A 23,233-nucleotide genomic window follows, 5' to 3' on the forward strand; every position below is an offset into this window, starting at 1 on the left:
CTATAGCTCTGGACGTGTAACAGCTATTCTGCAATCTAAAACGCTCTGACGCATGTCCTCAGGGCCAGTTGACTATCGATGATCAAAGCACTGACCTTCGCCGCTCTCCTTTCACTTACCGGGTGCGCTACTGTATCCATGGTGTCCAAGGAGGCAATTGTCGAAACCGGTGCCTCGGAGGAAAGCTCCGAACTTGCCCGTTCGTCGAAAGCCTTTACCAAGACGGCCGAAACGCAAGGCTGGGTTGGCGAACAGCGCGGGCTCATGGATTATGCGAGCGCCCTGTTCAGCAGCGGGCCTGAGAATGCATCCAGCAAGGGCGCAAGCTATGCCACCCGGATTTCAGCTTCGGAAGCTGCGCCCGCGACAGTGTTCGAGACGATAACCGCCGACGCGGCAGCGGCCTCAGAGGGATTCGCGGAGATCCAGTCGCTTGCGAGTGACAGGCTGGCCAGCGGCACGGTCGTTCGCCAGGACCTTATCCATTTCGAGACCGCGCTTGTGACCGCGCAGAAGGTCCACCGCGCCTTTGCCGAGGCCACGGGCCTTGCCGCGGAACGTGCAGGCCAGACCGCCGGACTGGACACAACCGATCGTGCGCTCGCTGATTTCGCCACGCGGATTGATGCTGCCAGCGAAACGGCTGATGAACTTGCCGACGCGTATGCTGAAAGCAACAAGTCCACCTCCGCCGCCAGCTAGACATGGCATATAGGCAGGCAGGTTACGCCTCCTAGATACCCGACCCGTCGAACCAGACATCCATCATGATGTCGACGAGCTGTGCTGTGCGTGCGCGTACGTCTTCAGGGGTCCACGTGTTGCGGTGGCGCAAATCCTCGGTCAGCGCGAAGACGCGCGCACCATCCCCGAAAAAGATTTTCTTCTTTTCCCGGAAATCCAGCCGGTCGGCGCGGTGATTGACCTGCTGGGGCACGATCACGAAATTGCCGAGTGTTTCGCAGAGTTCGCGCTGGACATGGAGGTTTGGCCAGGTGGTGTTCCAGTAGGAGCCATCTGGAACGGCCCGCGGCAGGACATGCTCGACAGTGGCATCGTCCTCCAGCGTGATCGCCTCGCCGTTTTCCAGGGCGGCATTGACGCGCAGCACGATGGCCCGGCGCTGGCCGAAGGTTGCATAACGCCCCATCATGCGCTCGCGCACTTTCTTGCGTTCATCCTTCGAGAAGCGCAACGGGCTGCTCTTTTCAAACAGGGGTTTGCCATTGAGAATCAACTGGGTGAGCTTCTGGTAGCGCTTCTGGCGTGCCCCGGCCGTCGTGAAGTTCAGCATCATGGCGAAAGCGAGCCGCTCAAGCAGCTGGAAGAATCGCAGGGTCTCTACCCCGTTTCCGGGATAGTGATAGAGATAGGCCACAGCCGGTACCCGCCATATCTGGTGGTCCAGAAGCCTGAGATGGTTCAGCGTGGCGCGCAGCTGCTCATTATATTCTCCGAGGTCGGTATCGCCTCTCAGGATGACGCGGTAGGCCTCGACATACAGGGGCAGCTCGGAATCGATGAAGGTCCGCGGGTCGACCCGTGAGAGAACCGCCTTGGCAAACACATTGGCGGTCTTGCCCTTTGTGTTGCGGCTATAGAGCTGGCGGATGATGTGCAGGAGTTCGTCGAGGCCGCCGCCGCCAAGTGCAGCCTCATGGTCCAGCCATTCGCGGGCATAGTGGCCGGCTTCCTCGACGCTGAAATTGGCGTGCTGGAGGATTTCGGTCTTGATGATGTCGTGGCTGTTCGGGGCCTTTCCGCGCGTATTCAGGACGCGGAATACGTCGTAGCCGCCATCCCAGTCGGGCACGACGACTCGCACAAGCACGATCCGGTCGCGCACAGCATAGAACAGGTTGCGGCGCGCCTCGATGGAGAGCGCGCTCAGGATTTCGTCCAGGAAGGTGAGGTTCTTCTGCATCCCTTCATGATTGGAATGCGCGCTTGTCTCGATATCCCGGCGCCGGGTGGCGCCATCGGTCTGGACCGCCTCACGGAAGAAGGGGTTGTCGACATCGTTGAGCGTCAGCCGCCAGACGGCACTCTCCCCCAGCAAGGGCCGGGCCGGGTCTCCGATCAGGTTATGGATGCCGGACCGGATCAGCGGATCGGTTTCCAGATCGCGCAGTGTGGCAAGGATCATGGTCAGCGTTGTCAGGCGCTGCTGGCCGTCGACGACCTGAAAGCTGTGGTCTTCCATGCCGACGAGGACAACCGCGCCCATGAAATGATACCGCCCCGTCTCGCTGGCATTCAGCAGGTCGTCGACAAGCTCGCGGACCTCGTTTTCTTCCCATGAGTAACTGCGCTGGTAAGGCGGCATCTTCAGGGCATGGCCGGGCGAGAGAATCTCGGAAAGGCCGCATTCGCGCGCCCGTATACCGGAGTCCAGGTAGGCCAGTCCTGAATCCATTGAAATCCCCGCTGGAAAGACTAGTGGTCTGATTTACTCACTAGCGGTCCTTGCCCCTTGATACACTGTCTGTCGGGTTGATTTCGGGCAAGTGTGACAGGAGGGCAACGCAAAAAGATGAGATGGCTAAATTTTGACCACGCCGGAGAGCTCCATTGCGGCCTGCTGGAGGGTAACAAGGTCTACCCGCTTGCCCGTGGCTGTCTCAGCCAGGCCCTGCCGGACCTTAGCGCGCGCGCAGAGAACGCGCGCAGCTCTACACCCATCGCGCTTGAAGATGTCCTGGTCCGCCAGCCGGTCATCCGGCCCGGCAAGATACTCGGTATCGGGCTGAATTATGCTGCCCATGTTTCGGAGAGTGTCAGCTTCATCAGGAATGACGCGCCGGAGGTTCAGAAATGGTTCAATAAACAGGCTACCGCCGCCAATGGGCCGGGTGGGGCGATCCACAAGCCGCGTGTCTCGGACCAGATGGACTATGAGGCCGAGCTTGTTGTTGTCATCGGAAAGCATGGCCGCCACGTCCCTGCCGACCGCGCCATGGAGATCGTGGCCGGCTTCAGCTGCGGTTGCGACGTGTCTGTGCGCGACTGGCAGAAGGCGAGCCCGACCATGATAATGGGCAAAGGGTTCGATACCCATGCACCCTTCGGTCCGTATCTCGTAACGCCCGATGAGGCAGGCCCCCTCGATGGCCTGTCCATTCGCGGCTACGTCAATGACGAGTTGCGCCAGGAAGGGCGGCTGGGCGACATGATCTTTTCCATAACCGACCAGATTGCCCACCTCAGTGAAGCCTTCACGCTGGAGCCCGGCGACGTGCTGTTTACGGGCACACCGGCTGGCGTTGGTGCAGGCCATACCCCGCCAAAATGGCTGACGGCCGGAGACTGCGTGCGAGTCGAGATCGAGAAGATCGGGACGCTGGAAAACCCGGTTATCAAAGAGCCGGAGACTGAACGGATTGGCTAGGCGTGCGGCAATCCCGGCAGGCTTGCTGCTGGCTCTTTCAGTGGCAGGTCTTGCGGCCTGCTCGCCGGCGGGGAATGAGCTGACATCTGACCGGGTGCAGGAATCGACCAGACCCGCAATCGCTCCGGGTGATTTCGTGCTCCTGCCGTGCAAGGCAGAAACGGACCGGCCCTGTGCCTTCGTCATGGCGGGCGGCAAACGGTTGATGTTCGGTGCCCCCGCAGGCGCAGCCAATGGGCTCGGTCCGGAAGACCGGGCCAGTCTTGATGCCCTGATGCTGTTCTCGCTTCACCCTGAGGATGTCGCGGGCGCTGATGAGCTGCGCTATTACGGCTGGCGGGCAGGCCGTGGCGACGCCCTGCCGGTTACAGGTCCGCAGGGAACCGGGAGCTTTGTCGAGGGCCTCAATCTTGCCTATGAGCAGCCGGACGCAATCAGTTTCGTGGAAGATGGCGCCCCGTCAGGGGGGTATGTCGCCGCGCTTCTCTCTGTCGCCTCGGATGTGCGTGAGGATGCGCTCGTCTATGACAGTGGAGACCTGAAAGTCCGCGCCATGACCGGGCAGGCCAGCGGTCTGGCCTATCGGGTCGGCTATCGCGATATCGACGAGACGTGGCATGAGGCCCTGCTTGTGCCCTGTAGCAGCAGCGCAGACATGCAGCCCGGCAGTTATCCGGGGACACTTGAAAACACAGTGACGGTTGGATGTGGAGGCGATGGTGAGCTCGCGGCCGTCTGGCCGCTCGACGCTGCACTGTTTGTTGAGAAATCCAGCGGCTGAAAAGCAACGGGGTCCCGCTCGATCAAGCGGGACCCCGGTCTCCCCCGAGACGCCCCCGTCCGGCCAATCAGGCCGCGGACTTATTAGGCGTGGGTCTTGGGGCAGGTTCTATAGGCGTTTCAGAGCAAGTCAAACCGGTTTGAGCCTCCAGACACCATCAAGATTAAAAGTGTGTCATGAAAAACACGCTGTGGAGTGTCCGGACCTTGGGCATTGGCAAGCTGCGCAAATCACCTCAATGCTGGGAATTCGTTAACCCTTGGCGTCTATTTGTTAACGTTAATCGTGTTCGGGGCTGAGTGAGTCATGATTGGTATACTTTTCATCTTCTACATTGCGCTCGGTACCGCGCTCGGGCTCGGTCTCTGGTTCTATGCAGGTCTGGGAATAGGCATTTCCGTCGCGCTCGGGGCTGTGACGACCATGGTGCTCGGCCAGCTACACCTCATCATCTCGCATGTGACCGGCCGGGCGGAATCGGAAGAACGTTTCTACAAGCTCGAGCGGGGGATTGCAGGCAACCGTGAGCGCGTCGATCTGATCGAGTCGCGCACCGAAAGCCTTGAAGACACCGTCAAGCACGAGCTGACAGAGCGCCGCGATGCGCTGGTCAACGAGATGCGCCAGCTTGAAGGGCTTATTGGACGTCTCGCCAAGAGTTTCGAGGGACGCCTTTCCAAAAACTCTGCGCCGGAAGCTCCGCCTCGTGAAGATGCCGCGCTGCGTAGTGTGAAGGCCGCCTTGCAGGATGGCCGCGTTGACCTGCATCTGCAGCCCATTGTTTCCCTGCCCCAGCGTCGTGTCGCTTTCTACGAAGGTTTTACCCGTCTGCGTCGCCCGGATGGCTCGCTGATTCTGCCGGCAGAATTCCTCGATGCGGCCCGCCGTGCCGGGCTCATGGGAATGATCGACAACATGCTGCTTTTTCGCTGTGTGCAGATTGTCCGCAGGCTGTCAGAGCGGGACCGCCGCGTCGGTGTGTTCTGCAACATCTCGCCAAGTTCGTTGACCGATCCGTCCTTCTTCCCGCAATTCCTGGATTTCATGCGGGAAAACAGGGATCTTGCCGGGGCGCTTATCTTTGAAATCCCCGCTGACCGCTTCGAGAACCGTAACCGCGAAATGCGTGAAAGTATGGAGCAGCTCACGGCGCTCGGCTTCCGTTTCTCGATTGATCATGCCCATGACCTCAATATCGACCTGCCACGCCTTCAGGATGCCGGTGTGCGTTTCATCAAGATGAATGGCGGCGAGTTGATCGACCAGCTTCGTGACCCGTCCGGACCCCGCCCGCAGTCCACCATAAATCGCCACCTCCAGGGAGAAGAGGTTTCGGCGGTCTGTTCGCGCTTCGGTGTGACGCTGATTGCTGAGAAGCTTGAAGAGGAAGTCAATGTCGTCGAGATTCTCGAATACGACATTCCTTATGGGCAGGGGCACGTCTTTGGTGCGCCGAAACCGATCAAGTCCTCGCTCATGGAAGCAACCGCCCCATCGGCGGAGTTCATGGCCCGGCTGCGTGCCGTCGGATGATGTTCGTGAGGTTTGACGCCTGTACTGCGTCTGACTACTGAGCTGCCATGAAAAGACCTGAGCATCCGGAAGGCTTCCGAGAGATTGCCGCACAATATGACGCTGTCCTGTGCGATGTGTGGGGCGTTATTCATAATGGCCGGCGAGCCTTTACCGAAGCGTGTGATGCGCTCAGCCGCTATCGCGACCAGGGTGGAACCGTCATCCTCATCACTAATGCCCCGGTGCCGAAAGAGCAGGTGATCTCATACTTCAAGCCGATGGGCGTTCCAGACAGCTGTTTCGACGATTGTGTCTCCTCCGGGGATGCGACACGCGAAGAACTGGCCCGGCGCAGCGATGAGAAGATCTGGCGCCTGGGTGTCGACAGTGGCTGGGAGCGGGACCAGTTTCTCTATCGTGGCCTGGACCTGACTTTCGTCGAGCCCGAAGCGGCTGAAACCATGTTGTGTATCGGACTGGCTAACCAGGAAGATGACGATCCGGAAGATTACCGCGAAACACTGAAGGATGGTGCCGGAAGTGGCCTGCCGATGATCTGCGCCAATCCGGATATCAAGGTCCGTATCGGGGACCGGCTGGTCTGGTGCGCCGGTGCACTGGCCGCGATCTATGAGGAAGAGGGCGGCAGCGTCATCTATCCCGGCAAGCCGCATCCGACGATTTACCAGCTTGCATTGCGCCGGGCAGCGCGGGCGCGCGGCGACAGCCCGGCCTCGGTTCTCTGCATCGGTGACAGCCCGGCTACCGACATGCGCGGGGCAGCACAGCAAGGCCATGACGCCCTTTATGTCGGCACCGGACTGGCCGAACACGGCCACGATTTCAAAGCTGAGGTTGCAGCCCTGCTCGAAAAGTATGAAACATCGGCCCGTTATGCCATGCCGGCTTTGAGGTGGTGACGCCGGGGCGCTGTCATTGTAACAGACGTCGGCCCTATCAATTTGGAGTAAGGTAGATGAGTGCCAAGGAAGGTTACAAATTCGAGGATCTGAGTGTCGGCATGTCGCATGAGCGCACGCACACGATCACGGCGGAAGATATCGACCTCTTTGCGAAAGTCTCGGGTGATCACAACCCGATCCATGTCGATGACGAGTATGCGAAAAACACACCTTTCGGCCAGCGTGTGGCCCACGGGGCGCTGACGGCGAGCTATATCTCCGGCATCCTTGGCAATGACCTGCCGGGCCCCGGCGCGATCTTCACACATCTGGAGATGCGCTTCCGCCGCCCGGTCTTCATCGGCGATACGGTCACCGCGCGCGCCGAAATCATTGAGACAATCGAACGCGGCAAACGTGCCACGTTGAAGATCACCTGTTCGGTTAATGGCAAGGTCGTCGTCGGCGGCGAGGCCAAGGTCATGGTGCCGGGCCGGGAGGACTGATGGCAGTCCATGCGGGCTATACACACCTGCCGGACAGCGCACGTGGCTTCTCCGTCGCGCTTGGCAATTTCGATGGCGTGCATGCCGGCCACAGGGCGGTCATAGATGCCGCCCGCATAGATGGCGCAAAGCTTGGCGTTGCCACCTTTGAGCCGCCGCCACGCGCGCATTTCCGCCCGAACGACCCGCCCTTCCGCATTTACCGGCCAGCCCGCCGGAATGCCCGGCTGATCGAGCTTGGCGCGGAAGCGGTCTTCGAGCTGCCGTTCAATACCGACATGGCCTCGATGACCGATGAGGAGTTCTGCCGCAACGTCCTGCATGAAGGACTGGGTGTGACGCATGTCGCGGTCGGTTTCGATTTCCGTTTCGGACGCGGCCGCATGGGCGATGCCGCGCGGCTTTCCTCGCTTGGTCGGTCGCTGGGCTTCAGTGTCACCGTCGTGGAGAAGATCGAGACACCCGACACAGCCAAGGCTTCCTCCACTGCCATTCGCGAAGCCCTTATCGCGGGTGAGCCCCGCAAGGCGGCCAGCATGCTCGGCCACCCCTGGATCGCTGACGGCATTGTCGAGCGCGGTGAACGCCGGGGGCACACGATCGACTTCCCGACGGCCAATATCCACCTGGGTGAGCTGATCCATCCCCGCCACGGGGTCTATGCCGTGAAGGCCCGCATTGACCGGGCGGGCGACTGGCTGCCCGGTGTTGCCAATTTCGGGCGCACGCCCACAACAGGCATGCGTGACCCGGTGCTGGAAACCTTCATCTTCGATTTCGACCGCGACATCTACGGCCATCCGCTCGAGGTCGAGCTGCACGAATTCCTGCGTCCGGAACTGCATTTCCCGTCACTCGAAGAGATGATCGAGCAGATGAAAAAGGACACAGAGCAGGCCCGGGCCGTTCTGGCTGGCGCCTGAGGACTGTTTCTCTGCCGCATGGGTGACAAAGCCCCCCTCGCACGTCAGACTGGCGCGAGAGAAACTGAAGGGGCATCCCATGAGATTGAGTGTGATCGCGGTTCTGGCCGTTGTAACTTGCTGGCTTGCGGGAGCAGCGCACGCGCAGGATGGTGTGAACGTCAACACCGCCAACCAGCAGTCCCTGCTCAATATCGCGCAGTCTGCGGGCCATTCCGCCCAACCGTCAAATATTGGCGGAGACGGGGTTCCCGGCATCGAAGTGCGCACCCAGGACGGGATCACATTTTATGCCGTTGGCACAGCCTGCGAGCAGGGCGGTTGCCGCGGTATCAAGCTGATGGCGCGTCATCAGCCAGCCGGTACGGTCAGTTACGGGAAAATCAATACAATCAACCGGGAAATGTCGCCTCTGAAGCTCTGGTACACGCCTGAAGTCGTCATACTTGAGCGTTATCTCATTCTCGATGGCGGCGTTTCGCCTGCCCATCTGGCGTTCGAGATGAGAATTTTCCCGACCTATGTGTCCCTGGTGACGGAGCAGTTGAATCAGGCTGAGGGAAGCAGCCAGGCCCAGTAGTCTGCCTGGCTTGCGTCCGGGGAGATGACATCCGGGGAACGCTCTGCTAGAGCCTGCGGCCATGATGATTTGGCCAAAGCCTTCCGCGATACGAATTAGCCGCCCGGCTCGGCGGTGAGGGTCCCTCGAACAGGGGCGTCACGCTGAAGCCGGGATTTGCCTTTCGCCCAAAGACACACTGCTGGTTCGAGACTGATCAAGACACATGAGTAACGACACAAAGACAGCCACGGCTGACTATCGCGACACGCTGTTCCTGCCGAAAACTGAATTCCCCATGCGCGGCGGCCTGCCAAAGGCGGAACCGAAATGGATCGAGCGCTGGGACGAGATGCGCCTCTATGACCGTATGCGCGAGGATGCGAAGGCGCGCGGGGCCAAGCCCTTCATCCTTCATGACGGGCCACCCTATGCAAACGGGCCGATCCATCTCGGCACGGCGATGAACAAGATCCTCAAGGACATGGTGGTTCGCGGCCACCAGATGCTCGGATACGACGCCTCCTACATTCCGGGCTGGGACTGTCACGGCCTGCCGATCGAGTGGAAGGTGGAAGAGGAGTTCCGTTCCAAGGGCCGAACCAAGGACGACGTGCCGGGCGACGAATTCCGCCGCGCCTGCCGGGACTATGCCGCCAAATGGATCGAGGTGCAGAAAGACGGCTTTCGCCGCTGCGGCGTCGAGGGCGAATGGGACAATCCCTACCTCACCATGAACTATGAATCCGAGGCTGCGACGGTGCGGGAATTTCTGCGCGTGGCGATGAGCGGACGTCTGGTGCGCGGGGCAAAGCCGGTGATGTGGTCCCCGGTCGAACGCACCGCGCTCGCTGAAGCGGAAGTCGAGTATCACGACCGCAAGGTGCCGCAGATCTGGGTGAAGTTTCCGGTACAGGGCGAGGACTTTTCCGTCATTATCTGGACGACGACGCCGTGGACCATCCCGGCCAACCAGGCGGTCAGCTTCAACGCTGGTATCACTTACGGCCTCTACGAGGTCGAGCGTGTGATGAGTGAGGAGGAGCTTGGTTTTGCGCCCTTCGCCAATCCGGGCGACAAATATGTCATCGCCGATGCGCTGGCCGACAGCGTCATGGACAGCGCGAAGGTCAGCGCGTTCAAGCGCCTTGGCGACGCGGACCCGACAGGCTGGACGCTCTCCCACCCGCTCGCCGGCCTGTCCGACTTCTACAAGCACGACATCCCGATGCTCGCGGGCGAGCATGTCACCGATGATGCCGGTACGGGCTTCGTGCATACCGCGCCGGCCCACGGTGAGGACGACTTCCTCGTCTGGATCGCCAGTGGTCACAAGGCCTCCGACATCCGCGCTATCGTCAACGAAGACGGCGTCTACGAACATGACGAGTTGCCGGATGCGCTTCAGGGGCTCGATGTGATCCGCACGTCGGGCAAGAAGCGCGGCGAGCCGGGCAAGGCGAACCCGGAAGTCATGAAGCTGCTGACCGAGGCGGGCAATCTCCTCTCGCGCGGTGTGACCATGATCCGCGATGCGCATAGCTGGCGTTCCAAGGCGCCGGTCATTCGCCGGGCAACCCCGCAATGGTTCATCGCGATGGACAAGCCGGGCGCCAATGGCAGCCCGCCGCTGCGCGAAATGGCGCTGAAGGCGCTGGATGAGACCGGCTTCGTGCCGGCCTCCGGGCGCAACCGGATCACGTCGATGGTCGCCGACCGGCCGGACTGGCTGATCTCGCGCCAGCGTAACTGGGGCGTGCCGATCACCATTCTCGTCAATGAGAAAGGCGAGCCGCATACCGCTGCCCTGCCGGAAGACAAGGCCGCCGAGGTCAACACCCGCATCCTCGATGCCATCGCCGCGGGGGGTGTGGAAGCATGGTTTTCCGCAGACCCGGCAACCTTCCTCGAAGGCATCGCCGATCCGGCAGGCTGGGAGAAGGTCACGGACGTGCTCGATGTCTGGTTTGACAGCGGCACGACGCACACCTTCACCCTGCGTGACCGGGGTGTGATAGATGGCGAGACGGGGCAGGCGGATGTCTATCTCGAAGGCTCAGACCAGCATCGCGGCTGGTTCCAGTCTTCGCTTCTGGAGTGCTGCGCCACACGCGGCATGGCCCCCTACAAGAACGTCGTCACCCACGGCTTCATTGTCGATGCCGAGGGCAAGAAGATGTCCAAGTCGCTCGGTAACACGGTCGAACCGGAGCAGGTTGCGGGCCAGTTCGGCATCGAGATACTCCGCCTCTGGACGGCAAGCTCGGACTTCACCGAAGACCTGCGCATGTCCGACGACACGCTGAAGACCAATGCCGAATCCTATCGCCGCCTGCGCAACACGCTGCGCTACATGCTCGGCGCGCTGGATGGCTACAGCGAAGCCGATGCCGTGGCCCCGGCGGACATGCCGGGCCTCGAGCGCTGGATGCTGCACCGCCTTTCCGAACTCGATGCGCTTGTCCGCAAGGCGTATGCGAATTTCGACTATAAACGCATCATGGCGGCTATGCTGAACTTCGCCAGCGTGGACCTGTCTGCGATCTATTTCGACATCCGCAAGGACAGCCTCTACTGCGATGCGCCGGATGAGTTGCGCCGCCGCGCCAACCGCACCGTGATGAGCCTGATACTGGAGCGGCTCGTCACCTGGCTTGCTCCGATCATGCCGTTCACCACCGAAGAGGCTTTCCTGATGAGCCATTTCGCGGGACGGGCAGACAGTGTCCACCTGCTGACCTTCCCGGAAACACCGGAAAGCTGGCGCGATACGGCCCATGCCGAGCGCTGGGAGCGGATATTCAAGGTCCGCCGCGTCGTCACCGGCGCGCTGGAGATCGAGCGCAAGGAAAAGCGGATCGGTGCCTCACTGGAGGCCAGCCCCGATGTCTATATCGAGGATGCGTCCCTCATCGAGGCGTTCGAGGGCGAAAACCCGGCAGACCTGTTCATCACTTCGGGTGCGAAATTGATAGAAGGGGCAGGTCCGGCAGATACTTACCGGCTTGAGGACACCCCTGGCGTGGCTGTTGTGCCGTCGAAGGCCGATGGCGTGAAGTGCGAGCGCAGCTGGAAGTATTTCGACCCGGCCACAGCCGATCCTGAGTTCCCGGACATCACGCCGCGCGATGCGGTAGCAGTCCGTGCGATCCGGGGTGCAGCATGAGCAGCCGGGCGGGAAACCTGTACGCCTGGCTGGGCCTCATCCTCGTCGTGGTCGTTTCCGACCAGGTAACGAAATGGATGGTGCTGAACACGCCTGCCTTCAATGCGCGGGCTTGCCTGGATGTCACGGTTGCCTGTGGACAGATAAAGGTCTCACCGCTGTTTGACCTGACCATGCTGTGGAACCGGGGTATCAGCTTCGGCACCTTCCAGTCTGACGGGATCATGCGCTGGGTGCTGGTCGGGGCGACAAGCGGTATTGCGGTGGCCTTTGCCATCTGGCTGACGCGGGCTCAACGCTGGCTGACCGCGCTATCACTGTCGCTGGTGATCGGCGGGGCCATCGGCAACCTGGTCGACCGGGTGAGGTTTGGCGCTGTCGTTGACTTCCTGGACTTTTCGGGAATGTATTTCCCGTGGGTATTCAACATTGCGGATTCGGCAATAACTGTGGGCGCGGTCTTGCTGTTTCTCGATCAGTTTTTAATGTCACGTTCCGGTCCCAAGTCTGAAACAGGGACCAGCAGGAATTAATCGAGTGAGGACGCCAATGAGACGAGCTATTCTGACGATGACGGCGATGGGGGCGCTCCTTGCGGCTGGCGGATGCTCCATGTTCGGCAATAGCGGCCCATCCGGACCGGACGAATTCCGCGTCGTGACCAAGGCTCCCCTGTCTGTTCCGCCGGAATACAGCTTGCGTCCGCCTGCAGCGGGAACATCCGTTCCAGCTGAAGCCGACCCGTCGCGCGCACCAGTCTCCGCCGCTTTCGGTACGAGCATCGGCGCGGATGCCAGTGCTGTCGAACGTGCGCTTGTGAGCGCCGCCGGTGCCAATGCAGTGAGCCCGACGATCCGCTCTGTCGTGGATTATGAGCAGTCCGGCACTGTCCGTAAGTCCCGTGAAGATGCTGACCAGATCATCGGCTACCGTGGCGATGGCACTGTCGAGGACAATGCGACTGGCGGCGGCGATGTCACCATTGCACGCGGTAGCGGCGACAAGGTGAAGCTGCCGGGGACCTGACAAGCCACAAAATCACAGATAGAGTTTCCAGACCAAGGACCGGAGGATGAAGATGAGAACAATTCTTGCGGGGGGTCTGGCGGCGCTTGCCATTTCAGCCGGCCCTGCGATCGCGGATACAGCAGGGGCGGACTGGTCGCCGACAACATATGAACTGGACAATGGCATGGACGTCGTTGTCCTCGAAGACCATCGCGCGCCGGTTGTTACACATATGGTGTGGTACAAGGTTGGCGCAGTCGATGAAGACCCCGGAAAATCCGGTATCGCACACCTCTTCGAACATGTGATGTTCAAGGAGACCGATGATATCGGCCCGGAAGAGTTCACCTCGATCGTCCAGCGCAATGGCGGCCAGCTGAACGCCTTCACCTCCTGGGACTATACCGCCTATTATGAGCGCGTCGCCAAGGACCAGCTCAGGACGATGATGGAGCTGGAAGCCGAGCGGATGACGGATCTCGTCATCAATGACGATCCGGAAGGCCCGTTCATTTCAGAGCGCGATGTCGTCAAGGAGGAGCGCCGTCAGCGGATCGACAACAATCCCGGCGTCATCCTGCAGGAGCAGATTTTTAGCGCGCTCTATCAGGACCATCCTTACAACATCACCGTGATCGGCAAGATGGAAGAGGTTGGTGCGCTGACCCCTGAAGATGGTCTGGCCTTCTACAACAAATGGTACACTCCCTCGGAGGCCATCCTCGTCGTTGCGGGTGATGTCCAGCCGGAAGAGGTGCTGGACCTTGCAAAGGCCACCTATGGCACGATCGAGGTCGAGGATACCGAGCCTCCGGCCCGCGGCTGGCAGGATGTCGAGCCGCTGGCAGAGACCCAGCTGATTACCCATCGTGATCCGAAAGTGCGCCAGCCGGAATGGCAGCGCTGGTACCTCTCGACCTCCTATACGCAGGACCGTGACTTCGCCTATGCCCTCGATGTGGCCATGGACGTGCTCGGCGGCGGACGTACTAGCCGTCTCTATCAGGCGCTTGTCGAAGACCAGAAGATTGCTGTCGAGGCGTCCTCAGGCGCGTACCTCTCCCTTCACGACCGTGCACCGGCCATTCTCTCGGCGTCTCCGTCTGACGGTTTCAGCCTGGATGCGCTGGAAACGGCTTATATGGAGGTCGTCAACGAGGTCCTGGAAAACGGCTTCACCGAGGCGGAAGTCGAACGCTCCCGCAATTCGCTGGCCGCCAGTTCCATCTACCAGCGTGACAGCCAGTCCAGCATGGCCAACCTCTATGGCCGCACGCTGGCTGTCGGCGGGTCAGTTGAGGACGTGATGAATTATCCCGACGATATCCGTCAGGTCACGAAAGAGGATGCCATCGCCGCGCTCCGCCGCGTGCTGGCAGACGACAGGCACTATGTCGAAGGCCATCTTCTGCCGGAAGCTGAAGAGGCAGCGGCTGAAGATGAAAGCCAGACCGAAGGCCAATCTGAAGGGGAGAGCGAGCAATGAAAATGAACCTGACCCCGCTGTTTGGCGCTGCCACAGCGTCCGCGCTCATTCTTGCGGCGCCACTGGCCTTCGCAGCCCCGCAGCAAGCTGACACCGCCCCGGCTGATGCGGCCAATACGGCTGAAAGCCTCGACGTCACCGTGCACGAGGGCGACTTCGCCACCATCCAGCAATTCACCACACCGGGTGGGATTTCCGTCTGGCTGGTTGAGGAGCCATCCATCCCGATCATGTCGGTGCGCATGGCCTGGGAGCAGGGCGAGGCCACCGATCCGGAAGACCTGGAAGGGCTCACCGGCGCGATGACCTACATGATGAACGAAGGTGCCGGCGACATGGATTCGCTCGCCTTCGCGACCCGCATGGAAGAGCTGAACATGAGCTTTAGCTGTGGATCGGGCAATGAGAATACTTATTGCTCGGCCAACATGCTGACAGACAATGCGTCCCAGGCGATGGACCTCGTCGCGCTTGCCCTCAATGAGCCGCGCTTCGATACCGGCCCGATCGAGCGGTTCAAGCGTGAGCAGCTTATCTCGATCAAGACGCGTGAGACGAATGCGAACTACCTCGCCGGACGAGCGCGCAACCAGGCCCTGATGCCGGACCATCCGTTCTCGCGCGAGACCAGTGAAGCCAGCATCAATGCGATCACGCCGGAACTGATTGCCGGGCGCAAGGACCAGATCATGACCCATGAGGGCCTCTATGTGACGGCTGTCGGCGCTATGTCTCCGGAAGAGCTTGCCCCGCTGCTTGATGCCGCCCTGTCGGAGCTGCCAGCGGAGACCGGTCTTGAGCCGGTCGGCGATGTCGAGCTCAAGGCTCCGCTTGCCGAGCCGGTCGTCGTCGACCTGCCGCAACCGCAAAGCCTCGTAAGTTTCACAAGTCCGGCCATGGCGCGCGACGATGCGGACTATTTTCCCGCTTACGTGCTGAACTACACCTTTGGTGGTGGCGGTTTCGAGAGCCGGCTGATGAAGGATCTGCGCGTCGAAAAGGGACTGACCTATGGCGTCTATACTGGCATCTCCACAGGCGATCATCTCAACACATGGCGCGGTGGCGGCCAGACGAAGAATGAAAGCGTCGGCGCGTTCATCGAAGGCATCAAGACGAATATGCTGTCCATCGTCGAGGATGGCGTGACCGAAGAAGAGCTTTCAGATGCGAAAGCCTATCTCACCGGGTCCTACCCGCTTTCCTTCGACAGCAACTCCAAGATCGCCTCGAACCTGATGGGGGTGCGTCTCGAAGACCTAGGTGTCGATTATTTCGATCGCCGCAATGCACTCGTCCAGGCCGTCACACTGGAAGATGTGAACCGCGTCGCCGCGGAGTATCTCAAGCCTGAGAATTTCAGCTTCTTCGTCGTTGGCCAGCCGCAGGGGCTCGATGAGGGAGCTGAAGCTTCCACGGATGAAGAGAGCATGGAAGCGGCCGGCGAAGAGGCGTCTGCAGAGGCAAGCGAGTCCGAATAGGGCACGCCTCCTGACAAGACCTGAGAAGAGGGCGGTCCAGGGTGGGCCGCCCTTTTTGCTGTGGGTGAGCGGTATGCCCTGCCTGCACCCGCTTTTGGAATCCTGCTACACTTCACATCCATGCCTGATTCTGCACGCATCTCCACGCGGCCCGTGATCCGCCAACTTCCGCCTGATGCGGTCAACCGGATTGCGGCAGGCGAAGTCGTCGAACGCCCGGCAGCAGCCGTGAAGGAGCTGGTCGAGAACGCGCTCGATGCCGGGGCAAGCTCAATTGCCGTATCGATTGAAGCGGGTGGGCTGAAACGTATCTGTGTCGAGGATGATGGCTGCGGCATGAATGCCGACGAGATGCTGATGGGGCTTGAGCGCCACGCCACCTCCAAACTCGCCCCCGGTGATGATGGCCGCATCGACCTGTTGAACATTCACACAATGGGCTTCCGGGGCGAGGCGCTGCCTTCAATCGCCAGTGTCTCGCGCATGAGCCTCATCTCCAGGGCTGAGAGTGAGGATGCCGCCGAAGTTTTCGTCGAGGCTGGCCGTGTCGAAGGTCCGAAACCCGCCGCCTGGACAGGGCGCGGCGAAAACGGCACGCGCATAGAGGTACGCGACCTCTTCCATGCGACACCTGCGCGTCTCAAATTCATGAAGTCCGAACGCGCCGAGACGATGGCCGTCACCGATGCGCTCAAGCGTCTTGCCATGGCGAATGCCGGTGTTTCCTTCTCGCTTGAGAGCAATGGCCGAACCACATTCCGATATGCTGCACATACACCGACGCCGGAGGGCCATCTCGAACGCCTCGGCGCGATCATGGGCCGGGAGTTCCGCGAGAATGCGCTCGCTATAGAGGCCGAACGTGACGGCGTCACCCTGTCCGGTTTCGCCGGGCTGCCGACACTCAATCGCGGCAATGCGCAATACCAGTTCCTGTTCGTCAACGGACGCCCGGTAAAGGACCGTATGCTGACGGGTGTGATCCGCGCTGCCTATCAGGATTTTCTCGCGCGCGATCGCCATCCTATGGCAGCGCTCTTCGTCGACTGCGATCCGGAGCTGGTCGATGTGAACGTCCACCCGGCCAAGACCGAGGTCCGATTCCGCGATGCCGGGAATGTCCGTGGCCTGATTATCGGTTCGTTGCGCCACACGCTCGCCGCGGCCGGCCACCGGGCGAGCACGACCGTTGCAGGCTATGCGCTTGGCAAGATGCAGGGCGAAACGCCTGAGCGCGCGCGCGATGAGCCGCTGCCCCGCCCTTCGGTCTGGGACCGCTCAAGCCTGTTTCGCGATTCCTACGGGTCCACACCGCCGCGTCCCGCACCACAACAGGATTGGCAGCCTGCCCCGCCCGCACCGTCCGGCATGGCGGAAGATAGCCAGCGCTATGACGCGCCATCTGCACGTTTCGAGGACGTGTCCGATGCTTCGCCCCAGCATGATTTCCCGCTCGGCGTCGCCCGGGCCCAGCTGCACGAGACCTATGTTGTTGCCCAGACAAAGGACGGCATAGTCATCGTCGACCAGCACGCCGCACATGAGCGCCTCGTCTATGAGCAGATGAAGGCGCAGATGGCGGCGGACGGGGTAAAACGGCAGGCCCTGCTGATCCCCGAAGTGGTCGAGATGGGCGAGGATGAAGCCGCCCGCGTCATCGAACGTGCCGGTGAGCTTGCCGAGATGGGTCTGGAGATCGAAGCGTTCGGGGCAGGGGCCGTCTGCGTGCGGGCCACACCCGCCCTGTTTGGCAATATGGATGCCGCCGGGCTTGTCCGTGACCTGGCGGATGATTTCGCCGAATACGAGTCCGGCCTCGCCCTCAAGGAGCGGTTCGAGGATGTCATGGGCAACATGGCCTGTCGCGGCGGGGCCGTGCGTGCAGGCCGCCGCCTCAACGCCGAGGAAATGAACGCGCTCCTCCGGCAGATGGAAGACACGCCTTATTCGGGGCAGTGCAATCACGGCCGGCCCACCTATGTCGAACTGAAGCTCGCCGACATCGAGAAACTGTTCGGGCGACGGTGAGGCTTACCCGGACTTATTATACATGACAGGCGTACAGGTGCCGGAGACGATGCGCTGGCGTTCGAGCGTCACGGTCTGGCCGGTTTCGTGCGGTCCTTCCAGTGAGCTTGCGGGAAGACGGAAGTCCCCATCCGGTCCATTGAACATGACCGTGTCCCCTTCAGTCCCGGCCACCTTTGCCTCGATTATATCGCTTTCATAGCTGCACGGCCCGCCCACAAGATCCGACTGGCAGGCAGAGAGGTTCCCCGCGGCCAGGATCAGACCGCTCCAGCCACAGGCTTTCAGTATCCTTGCCGTCTCCATCCGCTCACCTTCCCCTGCTCAAATTGACCGTATGCAGGGGATGCTATTACTCACGGAAGAACAAGACAAAAAACGAGGGAGGCGGGTGCCATGAAGCTCAAGGACGCGCTCAACATCGATGACCTGCGCACCATTGCAAAACGCAAGCTGCCACGCATGGTGTTCGACTATATCGATGGCGGTTCCGACGATGAGGTGACGCTGCGCCGCGCGGTTTCGCGCTATGACGATTACGGCATGACCTGGCGCGTGCTGAAGGATGTCGCGGAGATCGACACCTCGACCACCATCATGGGCCAGGACACGCGCCTGCCTTTCTTCATCTCGCCCACCGCCTCGACCCGGCTGTTCCATCCGGCCGAGGGGGAGCTGGCCATGGCGCGGGCAGCCAGGGAACACGGCGTGATCTATGCCTGTTCGACCCTCGCCACCCAGACAGTGGAAGATATCGCGAAGGCCAATCCCGGCCCGAAATGGGTGCAGCTCTATGTCTGGAAGGACAAGGAGATCGTGAAGGAGTTCCTGACCCGCGCAAAGGAAGCCGGCTTTACCGGGTGCCTCCTGACAGTTGACCTTGCCGTGGCCGGCAAGCGCGAACGCGATCCGCGCAACCAGTTCTCAGTTCCGCCGAAGCCGAACCTGTCGCTTGCCCGGCAGGTGGCGACAAAACCCGGCTGGATGTGGGACCTGATCCGCAGCCCTAAAATGAGCCCTGCCAACTTCTCCCATATGATCGGCAAAGGCGATCAGGGCGGCCTGATGGGCTTTGTAAACTCACAATTCTCCCGATCGGTGACCTGGAAGGATGTCGAGTGGATCCGTGAGTTCTGGGGACCGGGCTTTGCCATCAAGGGCATTTCGCGCGGCGAGGATGCCAAGCGCGCGGTTGATGTCGGGGCAGATGCGGTCTGGATCTCCAATCATGGCGGGCGCCAACTCGATACCTCCGTTCCCACCATCGACCTTGTGCCGGAAATCGCCGAAGCCGTGCGTGGCCGTGCCGACATCATCGCCGATGGTGGAGTGCGCCGGGGCAGTCATGTTGCCAAGCTGCTTATGCGCGGGGCCACGGGTGTCGCCCTCGGCCGGGCCTCGCTCTATGGCATCGGAGCGGGTGGCGAAGCGGGCGTGCGCCGTGCCCTCACAATCATCGAGGAAGAGTTCCGCAGCACGATGGCGCTTCTCGGCGCGACCAAAATCTCCGAACTCGATCCGGAGCTTCTGCGCATTCCAAAAATGTAATCAGCTGCACATGCCATCTTGGTATAATTATCAGTAAGGCATGGTATTGGGTGTGTCCTGACAAGACAGGAAGAAGGCCATGCTACCGATTGCTGAAAAGGACCGGCGTTTCTGGGACAAGACGGCTGAAAGCTACGCCGAGAGCCCGATTGCCGACGAGGACACCTACCAGAAGAAACTCGAGCTCACGCGGAAGTATCTGACACCGGAAAGCGAGGTCTTTGAATTCGGCTGCGGTACCGGCTCGACCGCGATCCTGCACGCGCCACACGCCAAGCATATCCTGGCAACCGATGTGTCGGAGAACATGCTGAAAATCGCCCGCCAGCGCGCCGAGGATGCCGATGTGAAGAACATCACCTTCAAGCAGGCCGGGATAGAAGATTATGATGCGGGCGACCGCGAGTTCGATGTCGTACTCGGTCTTAACATCATCCATCTCTGCAAGGAGCCTCTGGCGGTAATGCAGAAAGTGAACAGCCTGCTCAAGCCGGGTGGTTATTTCATCCAGTCGACGGCCTGCCTCTCAAGCTCCATGCCCTATATCCGCCCGGTCCTTCCGCTGATGCGGCTCTTCGGCAAGGCCCCGCACGTCTCCATGTTTTCCTCGAAGAAACTACGCGGCTACCTGCCCGGTGCGGGGTTCAGCATTGCTGAAGACTTTGTGCCCGGTGGACGATCGGCAGAGTTTATCGTGGCGAAGAAGGTGGCGCGGATCAGCACAGGGCCATAAGTCCGCTCATCCGGGCGGCGTATGGCCGTGGCGTGCGTGCCGTCTCCATCGCCAGATATGTGCGGCTGCGACCATCAGGGCGCCGGTAACCGTCAGTGCGGTTTCGGCTTCATGCAGGGCTTCCAGGAAGGCCGAGGCCAGCATGAGGCTGAGGCCGGCAACCGCCAGGAATATACATCCCCTTGCGGTGCGAGAGGTCCTGCTTCCCAGGAAGGCGATGCCCGAGACAGGAAGGGCAATCAGAACGAGCACTTTGTGGATCCACTCAGCCTCTGCAAAGGTACCGGCAAGCGGGAGCCAAAGGGCCGCGACGGGCAAGGCGAGACAGTGAATGATGCAAAGCCCAGAGATCGTCAGCGCGGAGCCATCCATCATCTGGGCGGGTCTGGTCATAAATGTCATGCTCGTGTCCTCTGTTAGGCTGCCGGGTGCTCGAATGATGCCTTTAGCTCAAAATAGTTATATTATAACATAATGTTATCACAAGGGGCTGTGTGTAGCGGAATATGCAGATGAAGTGAGGGTAGGTATCCTATGGCCGCGCGCGGCGTTTCAGTTTCTGCATTTCCACTTCCAGCGCCGAGAGGAAATTCGAGCGGTCTGCCGGTCTGAAGGCTTTCGGCCCGCTCGTCTGCTCGCCTGTTGCGCGGAGGTCTTCCATGATGGCGCGGGTGGCGACAGCCTGGCCGATGGAGTTCTCGGTGAAAGGCTTGCCGTTCGGGGCAAGCACGCGCGCGCCTGCTTCGAGACAGCGCTGGGCCAGCAACATGTCGGAGGTGATGACCACGCACGCCGCATTCGCGCGTTCGGCGATCCAGTCATCGGCGACATCCGGGGCCTCGGGCACGGTCACGCGGGTAAAAAGCCGGTGCTGCGGCACGCGCATGAAACTGTTGGCGACCACGTTTACGGGCACCTCATGGCGCAGCGCCACCTTGTAGACCTCGTCCTTCACCGGGCAGGCATCGGCATCGACATGGATGCGGATACCGCCCGGCTGGTCTTGTGAAGAACTCATTCCGGCGCAACGATCTCCGGAACGTCCGTGAAGGGCTCGATCCCGAAGGCCGGATAGATTTCGGTCGGGAAGTAGGCCGTGCCGTCCTTCATTACCATGCGGATCGTCTTGATGGCCTTGAAGTCCTCGACCGGGTTGCCTGGCACCAGGAAGAAGTCAGCATATTTGCCTGCCTCGATGGAGCCATAGTCCTCGCTGTGTCCGAGATATTCCGCCGACTCAAGTGTCGCGCGGGCGAGGATTTCGCCCGGTGTGAAGCCGACCTGCTGGTAGAGCTCCAGTTCGCGGTGGAGGTTGAAGGACCCGCCCATATCAGTGCCGAACAGGATTAAGATGCCGCGCTCGCGCATCATGGTCAGCGTCTCGATGATCCGGTCGAATGCCCCGGCATAGGCGGCATCGTCTTCAGCGGTCTCGATCTTCGACCAGGCCTGCTTGGCGCCGCGTTGCACGCTGATCGGCATATGCTCGATATAGTCGCTGACGCCCGGGCGGAAACTGCCATCCCGCGACAGGAGAAGCGCCTCATGGATCGCCACGGTCGGGTCGATGGCGACATCATTCTCGACCATCAGGTCAAGCGTCGTCTTTACAGCTTCGGAGGAGAGGTCGAGATCCGGCAGGCGCGACAGGGCCGTCAACCGCAGCAGCGTGCGCGTGTCCTCGCCCTGTTCAAGCACCCAGCCGAGCATCACCTGGTTGATGTGCGTCAGCTCGTCATAACCGGCTTTGATCATCTTGTCGGCGCGTGAGAAGGCCGGGACATGGCCGGCAACATGCATGCCGTATTCATGGGCCAGCTCGACCATCTGTGGCACCCACGCCCCCTTCATCGAGTTGTAGACCTTGATCTGGAAGAAGCTGCCATCCTCACCATAGGTGCGTACCGCCTCGAGGGCTTCTTCCTGGTTGGTGACGATGATGCCATTATTGGAATTGTAGGGGCTCTTGCCCTCAATAAAGCCGGACTTGATGATGCGTGGACCTGCGAGCACGCCTTCGTCGATCTTTTCGATCAGCTCTGAGAGCACTTCATTATCATTGCCCATATCGCGCACGAATGTGACGCCCGCGGCGATGTTCAGCATCGCGTCGTCCTGGCCCATGTGCCCGTGCATGTCGGACAGGCCGGGCACCAGCGTGCCGCCCTCACCGTCAATGACATATTCGCCGGTGCCAGCCTGCGCGTCCGCAGCTTCGACAGCGGCGATCCGGTCGCCCTCGACCAGCACGGATTTCGGCTCGGTCAGTGCCATGGTCTCCGGGTCGAACAGGCGGACATTCGTGATCCGCACCGGCTGATCGAATGTGTGGGCGGTGTCTTCCTGCAACTGCTCGAACCGCTCTGTGGAATAACGCACGGCCATGTCGCGCAGGCGCTTGTCTTCAGCCTCGAAGCCTTCGCGCACGACAAGGAATTCCGGGGTTATCATGGCGACGAAGTCGTCCGCCGCGTCCATCACGAAATAGGTCGGGTCGAGGTCCGGGCCGACCAGTGCATAGGAGGTTGCGGAGACGGACGTGTCTGCGCCTTCAAGCTCGAAGCTTTCCAGCTCCTGCAAGGTCAGCGTGCCGCCGGGTAGGGCGGGCATAGACATGTCCGCGTCGGCCATCAGTGCTCCGGCATAGACCGCCAGCTGGTAGGGCGAACCCGACTGCGTGATATAGACAGATGGCTCTTGAATGTCGGCAGAGCCCTTGCCTGTCGAGTCCATCCACTGGGCCGTCCCCGCGCTCAGGGAAAAGCTCTCATCGACAGCGCTGCCGAAGGTCGTGTTGCCCTCGACCGTCCAGGCCACAGGCACCCCGTCTTCGCCGAGCACGATGGTCTCGTCCATGGTCGGGCCACGCCCATTATTGCGGTACTCATAGTCGATGCTGATGGCCGGGCCGGATTCGGTGACCACCATTTCCCCGATTTTTGTCCCGCTCGTTAGGACCGTGTAGACGGTCCCGGCGCCTGCAACATCGTCCGGGGTGTCGGCCGGTGCCTGGGCGGAGAGGCTGGCGGGGGCGGCGATCAGGGCGGCCAGACCGGCGCTGGCGGTCAGGAGCTTTTTCATGCAATGAACCTCTTCTTCGGATAACGGGCCTGTCGTGCCCGTTCCGGTTACAGACTGATGCGGCTATAAAAGCATTCACGCTGGCCAAAAGCGAGGGCGCGGGAGGAATTCACTGCATGCGGAAGGTG

General features: G+C 61.0%; 21 protein-coding genes. 16 read left to right on the forward strand and 5 right to left on the reverse strand.

Annotated elements, in window-relative coordinates; translation table 11 throughout:
* Window positions 1-78: 78 nt before the first annotated feature.
* Entirely contained in the window at window positions 79-702 is a 624-nt protein-coding gene (locus Q1K31_RS01570; RefSeq protein WP_300375985.1) for a hypothetical protein, read from the forward strand.
* A 31-nt stretch (window positions 703-733) separates the two neighbouring features.
* On the opposite strand, the gene Q1K31_RS01575 is transcribed toward Q1K31_RS01570, so the two are convergent.
* Window positions 734-2,416 carry a DUF262 domain-containing HNH endonuclease family protein gene (locus Q1K31_RS01575; protein WP_300375986.1) on the reverse strand — a complete coding sequence of 561 codons (1,683 nt, stop codon included), beginning with the start codon at window positions 2,414-2,416 and terminating at the stop codon, window positions 734-736.
* Window positions 2,417-2,533: 117 nt separating this feature from the next.
* Between Q1K31_RS01575 and Q1K31_RS01580 the strand changes: the two genes are divergently transcribed.
* From Q1K31_RS01580 to mutL, 13 genes are all read left to right on the forward strand, one after another.
* A complete protein-coding gene (locus Q1K31_RS01580; protein WP_300375988.1) occupies window positions 2,534-3,388 on the forward strand; it encodes a fumarylacetoacetate hydrolase family protein in 855 nt (284 codons plus the stop codon).
* Window positions 3,381-4,169, forward strand: a complete 789-nt coding sequence (locus Q1K31_RS01585; protein WP_300375990.1) for a hypothetical protein — start codon at window positions 3,381-3,383, stop codon at window positions 4,167-4,169. Before Q1K31_RS01580 ends, Q1K31_RS01585 begins: the two co-directional genes overlap by 8 nt.
* Before the next feature lie 306 nt (window positions 4,170-4,475).
* The gene (locus Q1K31_RS01590) at window positions 4,476-5,702 is read left to right on the forward strand and encodes an EAL domain-containing protein (protein WP_300375992.1); all 1,227 of its coding nucleotides are present in this window, start codon (window positions 4,476-4,478) and stop codon (window positions 5,700-5,702) included.
* 47 nt (window positions 5,703-5,749) lie between these two features.
* Window positions 5,750-6,604, forward strand: a complete 855-nt coding sequence (locus tag Q1K31_RS01595; RefSeq protein ID WP_300375994.1) for a TIGR01459 family HAD-type hydrolase — start codon at window positions 5,750-5,752, stop codon at window positions 6,602-6,604.
* A 56-nt stretch (window positions 6,605-6,660) separates the two neighbouring features.
* Window positions 6,661-7,092 carry a MaoC family dehydratase gene (locus Q1K31_RS01600; protein ID WP_300375996.1) on the forward strand — a complete coding sequence of 144 codons (432 nt, stop codon included), beginning with the start codon at window positions 6,661-6,663 and terminating at the stop codon, window positions 7,090-7,092.
* Entirely contained in the window at window positions 7,092-8,015 is a 924-nt protein-coding gene (ribF, locus tag Q1K31_RS01605; RefSeq protein ID WP_300375998.1) for a riboflavin biosynthesis protein RibF, read from the forward strand. The genes Q1K31_RS01600 and ribF overlap by 1 nt, the downstream gene beginning before the upstream one ends.
* A 79-nt stretch (window positions 8,016-8,094) precedes the next feature.
* On the forward strand, window positions 8,095-8,595 hold the full coding sequence (locus Q1K31_RS01610; RefSeq protein ID WP_300376000.1) for a hypothetical protein: 501 nt from the start codon (window positions 8,095-8,097) through the stop codon (window positions 8,593-8,595).
* A gap of 205 nt (window positions 8,596-8,800) precedes the next feature.
* Window positions 8,801-11,740, forward strand: a complete 2,940-nt coding sequence (gene ileS, locus Q1K31_RS01615) for an isoleucine--tRNA ligase (protein WP_300376002.1) — start codon at window positions 8,801-8,803, stop codon at window positions 11,738-11,740.
* Entirely contained in the window at window positions 11,737-12,273 is a 537-nt protein-coding gene (gene lspA / locus Q1K31_RS01620; protein WP_300376005.1) for a signal peptidase II, read from the forward strand. Before ileS ends, lspA begins: the two co-directional genes overlap by 4 nt.
* A 16-nt stretch (window positions 12,274-12,289) precedes the next feature.
* Window positions 12,290-12,766: a DUF3035 domain-containing protein gene (locus Q1K31_RS01625; RefSeq protein WP_300376008.1), complete on the forward strand. Its 477-nt coding sequence runs from the start codon at window positions 12,290-12,292 to the stop codon at window positions 12,764-12,766.
* 52 nt (window positions 12,767-12,818) lie between these two features.
* Window positions 12,819-14,234, forward strand: a complete 1,416-nt coding sequence (locus Q1K31_RS01630) for a pitrilysin family protein (protein ID WP_300376011.1) — start codon at window positions 12,819-12,821, stop codon at window positions 14,232-14,234.
* Complete coding sequence (locus Q1K31_RS01635) at window positions 14,231-15,715, forward strand: pitrilysin family protein (protein WP_300376014.1); 1,485 nt, start codon at window positions 14,231-14,233, stop codon at window positions 15,713-15,715. The genes Q1K31_RS01630 and Q1K31_RS01635 overlap by 4 nt, the downstream gene beginning before the upstream one ends.
* Before the next feature lie 120 nt (window positions 15,716-15,835).
* On the forward strand, window positions 15,836-17,743 hold the full coding sequence (gene mutL / locus Q1K31_RS01640) for a DNA mismatch repair endonuclease MutL (protein ID WP_300376017.1): 1,908 nt from the start codon (window positions 15,836-15,838) through the stop codon (window positions 17,741-17,743).
* A 3-nt stretch (window positions 17,744-17,746) separates the two neighbouring features.
* Here mutL and Q1K31_RS01645 read toward each other — a convergent pair whose 3' ends face one another.
* A complete protein-coding gene (locus tag Q1K31_RS01645) occupies window positions 17,747-18,049 on the reverse strand; it encodes a hypothetical protein (protein WP_300376020.1) in 303 nt (100 codons plus the stop codon).
* A 90-nt stretch (window positions 18,050-18,139) separates the two neighbouring features.
* Between Q1K31_RS01645 and Q1K31_RS01650 the strand changes: the two genes are divergently transcribed.
* Complete coding sequence (locus Q1K31_RS01650; protein WP_300376023.1) at window positions 18,140-19,291, forward strand: alpha-hydroxy acid oxidase; 1,152 nt, start codon at window positions 18,140-18,142, stop codon at window positions 19,289-19,291.
* 79 nt (window positions 19,292-19,370) lie between these two features.
* The gene (locus tag Q1K31_RS01655; RefSeq protein WP_300376026.1) at window positions 19,371-20,024 is read left to right on the forward strand and encodes a bifunctional 2-polyprenyl-6-hydroxyphenol methylase/3-demethylubiquinol 3-O-methyltransferase UbiG; all 654 of its coding nucleotides are present in this window, start codon (window positions 19,371-19,373) and stop codon (window positions 20,022-20,024) included.
* Between the two features lie 6 nt (window positions 20,025-20,030).
* Here Q1K31_RS01655 and Q1K31_RS01660 read toward each other — a convergent pair whose 3' ends face one another.
* From Q1K31_RS01660 to Q1K31_RS01670, 3 genes are all read right to left on the reverse strand, one after another.
* Window positions 20,031-20,426, reverse strand: a complete 396-nt coding sequence (locus Q1K31_RS01660; protein ID WP_300376029.1) for a MerC domain-containing protein — start codon at window positions 20,424-20,426, stop codon at window positions 20,031-20,033.
* 130 nt (window positions 20,427-20,556) lie between these two features.
* Entirely contained in the window at window positions 20,557-21,042 is a 486-nt protein-coding gene (locus Q1K31_RS01665; protein WP_300376032.1) for a YaiI/YqxD family protein, read from the reverse strand.
* Window positions 21,039-23,105 (reverse strand): amidohydrolase family protein, encoded by a 2,067-nt coding sequence (locus tag Q1K31_RS01670; protein ID WP_300376035.1) that lies wholly within the window; start codon window positions 23,103-23,105, stop codon window positions 21,039-21,041. Before Q1K31_RS01670 ends, Q1K31_RS01665 begins: the two co-directional genes overlap by 4 nt.
* Window positions 23,106-23,233 lie beyond the last annotated feature (128 nt).

Source organism: Henriciella sp., from assembly GCF_029936995.1.
Lineage (GTDB): Bacteria > Pseudomonadota > Alphaproteobacteria > Caulobacterales > Hyphomonadaceae > Henriciella.

Excerpts from the sequence above, each read along its gene's own strand:
- Q1K31_RS01630 (WP_300376011.1), top strand. The coding sequence starts at position 12,819 with ATGAGAACAATTCTTGCGGGGGGTCTGGCGGCGCTTGCCATTTCAGCC.
- Q1K31_RS01580 (WP_300375988.1), top strand. The coding sequence starts at position 2,534 with ATGAGATGGCTAAATTTTGACCACGCCGGAGAGCTCCATTGCGGCCTG.
- Q1K31_RS01600 (WP_300375996.1), top strand. The coding sequence starts at position 6,661 with ATGAGTGCCAAGGAAGGTTACAAATTCGAGGATCTGAGTGTCGGCATG.
- mutL (WP_300376017.1), top strand. The coding sequence starts at position 15,836 with ATGCCTGATTCTGCACGCATCTCCACGCGGCCCGTGATCCGCCAACTT.
- Q1K31_RS01625 (WP_300376008.1), top strand. The coding sequence starts at position 12,290 with ATGAGACGAGCTATTCTGACGATGACGGCGATGGGGGCGCTCCTTGCG.
- Q1K31_RS01595 (WP_300375994.1), top strand. The coding sequence starts at position 5,750 with ATGAAAAGACCTGAGCATCCGGAAGGCTTCCGAGAGATTGCCGCACAA.
- Q1K31_RS01645 (WP_300376020.1), bottom strand. The coding sequence starts at position 18,049 with ATGGAGACGGCAAGGATACTGAAAGCCTGTGGCTGGAGCGGTCTGATC.
- ileS (WP_300376002.1), top strand. The coding sequence starts at position 8,801 with ATGAGTAACGACACAAAGACAGCCACGGCTGACTATCGCGACACGCTG.
- Q1K31_RS01575 (WP_300375986.1), bottom strand. The coding sequence starts at position 2,416 with ATGGATTCAGGACTGGCCTACCTGGACTCCGGTATACGGGCGCGCGAA.
- Q1K31_RS01655 (WP_300376026.1), top strand. The coding sequence starts at position 19,371 with ATGCTACCGATTGCTGAAAAGGACCGGCGTTTCTGGGACAAGACGGCT.
- Q1K31_RS01610 (WP_300376000.1), top strand. The coding sequence starts at position 8,095 with ATGAGATTGAGTGTGATCGCGGTTCTGGCCGTTGTAACTTGCTGGCTT.
- ribF (WP_300375998.1), top strand. The coding sequence starts at position 7,092 with ATGGCAGTCCATGCGGGCTATACACACCTGCCGGACAGCGCACGTGGC.
- Q1K31_RS01665 (WP_300376032.1), bottom strand. The coding sequence starts at position 21,042 with ATGAGTTCTTCACAAGACCAGCCGGGCGGTATCCGCATCCATGTCGAT.
- lspA (WP_300376005.1), top strand. The coding sequence starts at position 11,737 with ATGAGCAGCCGGGCGGGAAACCTGTACGCCTGGCTGGGCCTCATCCTC.
- Q1K31_RS01590 (WP_300375992.1), top strand. The coding sequence starts at position 4,476 with ATGATTGGTATACTTTTCATCTTCTACATTGCGCTCGGTACCGCGCTC.
- Q1K31_RS01650 (WP_300376023.1), top strand. The coding sequence starts at position 18,140 with ATGAAGCTCAAGGACGCGCTCAACATCGATGACCTGCGCACCATTGCA.
- Q1K31_RS01635 (WP_300376014.1), top strand. The coding sequence starts at position 14,231 with ATGAAAATGAACCTGACCCCGCTGTTTGGCGCTGCCACAGCGTCCGCG.
- Q1K31_RS01660 (WP_300376029.1), bottom strand. The coding sequence starts at position 20,426 with ATGACATTTATGACCAGACCCGCCCAGATGATGGATGGCTCCGCGCTG.
- Q1K31_RS01570 (WP_300375985.1), top strand. The coding sequence starts at position 79 with ATGATCAAAGCACTGACCTTCGCCGCTCTCCTTTCACTTACCGGGTGC.
- Q1K31_RS01670 (WP_300376035.1), bottom strand. The coding sequence starts at position 23,105 with ATGAAAAAGCTCCTGACCGCCAGCGCCGGTCTGGCCGCCCTGATCGCC.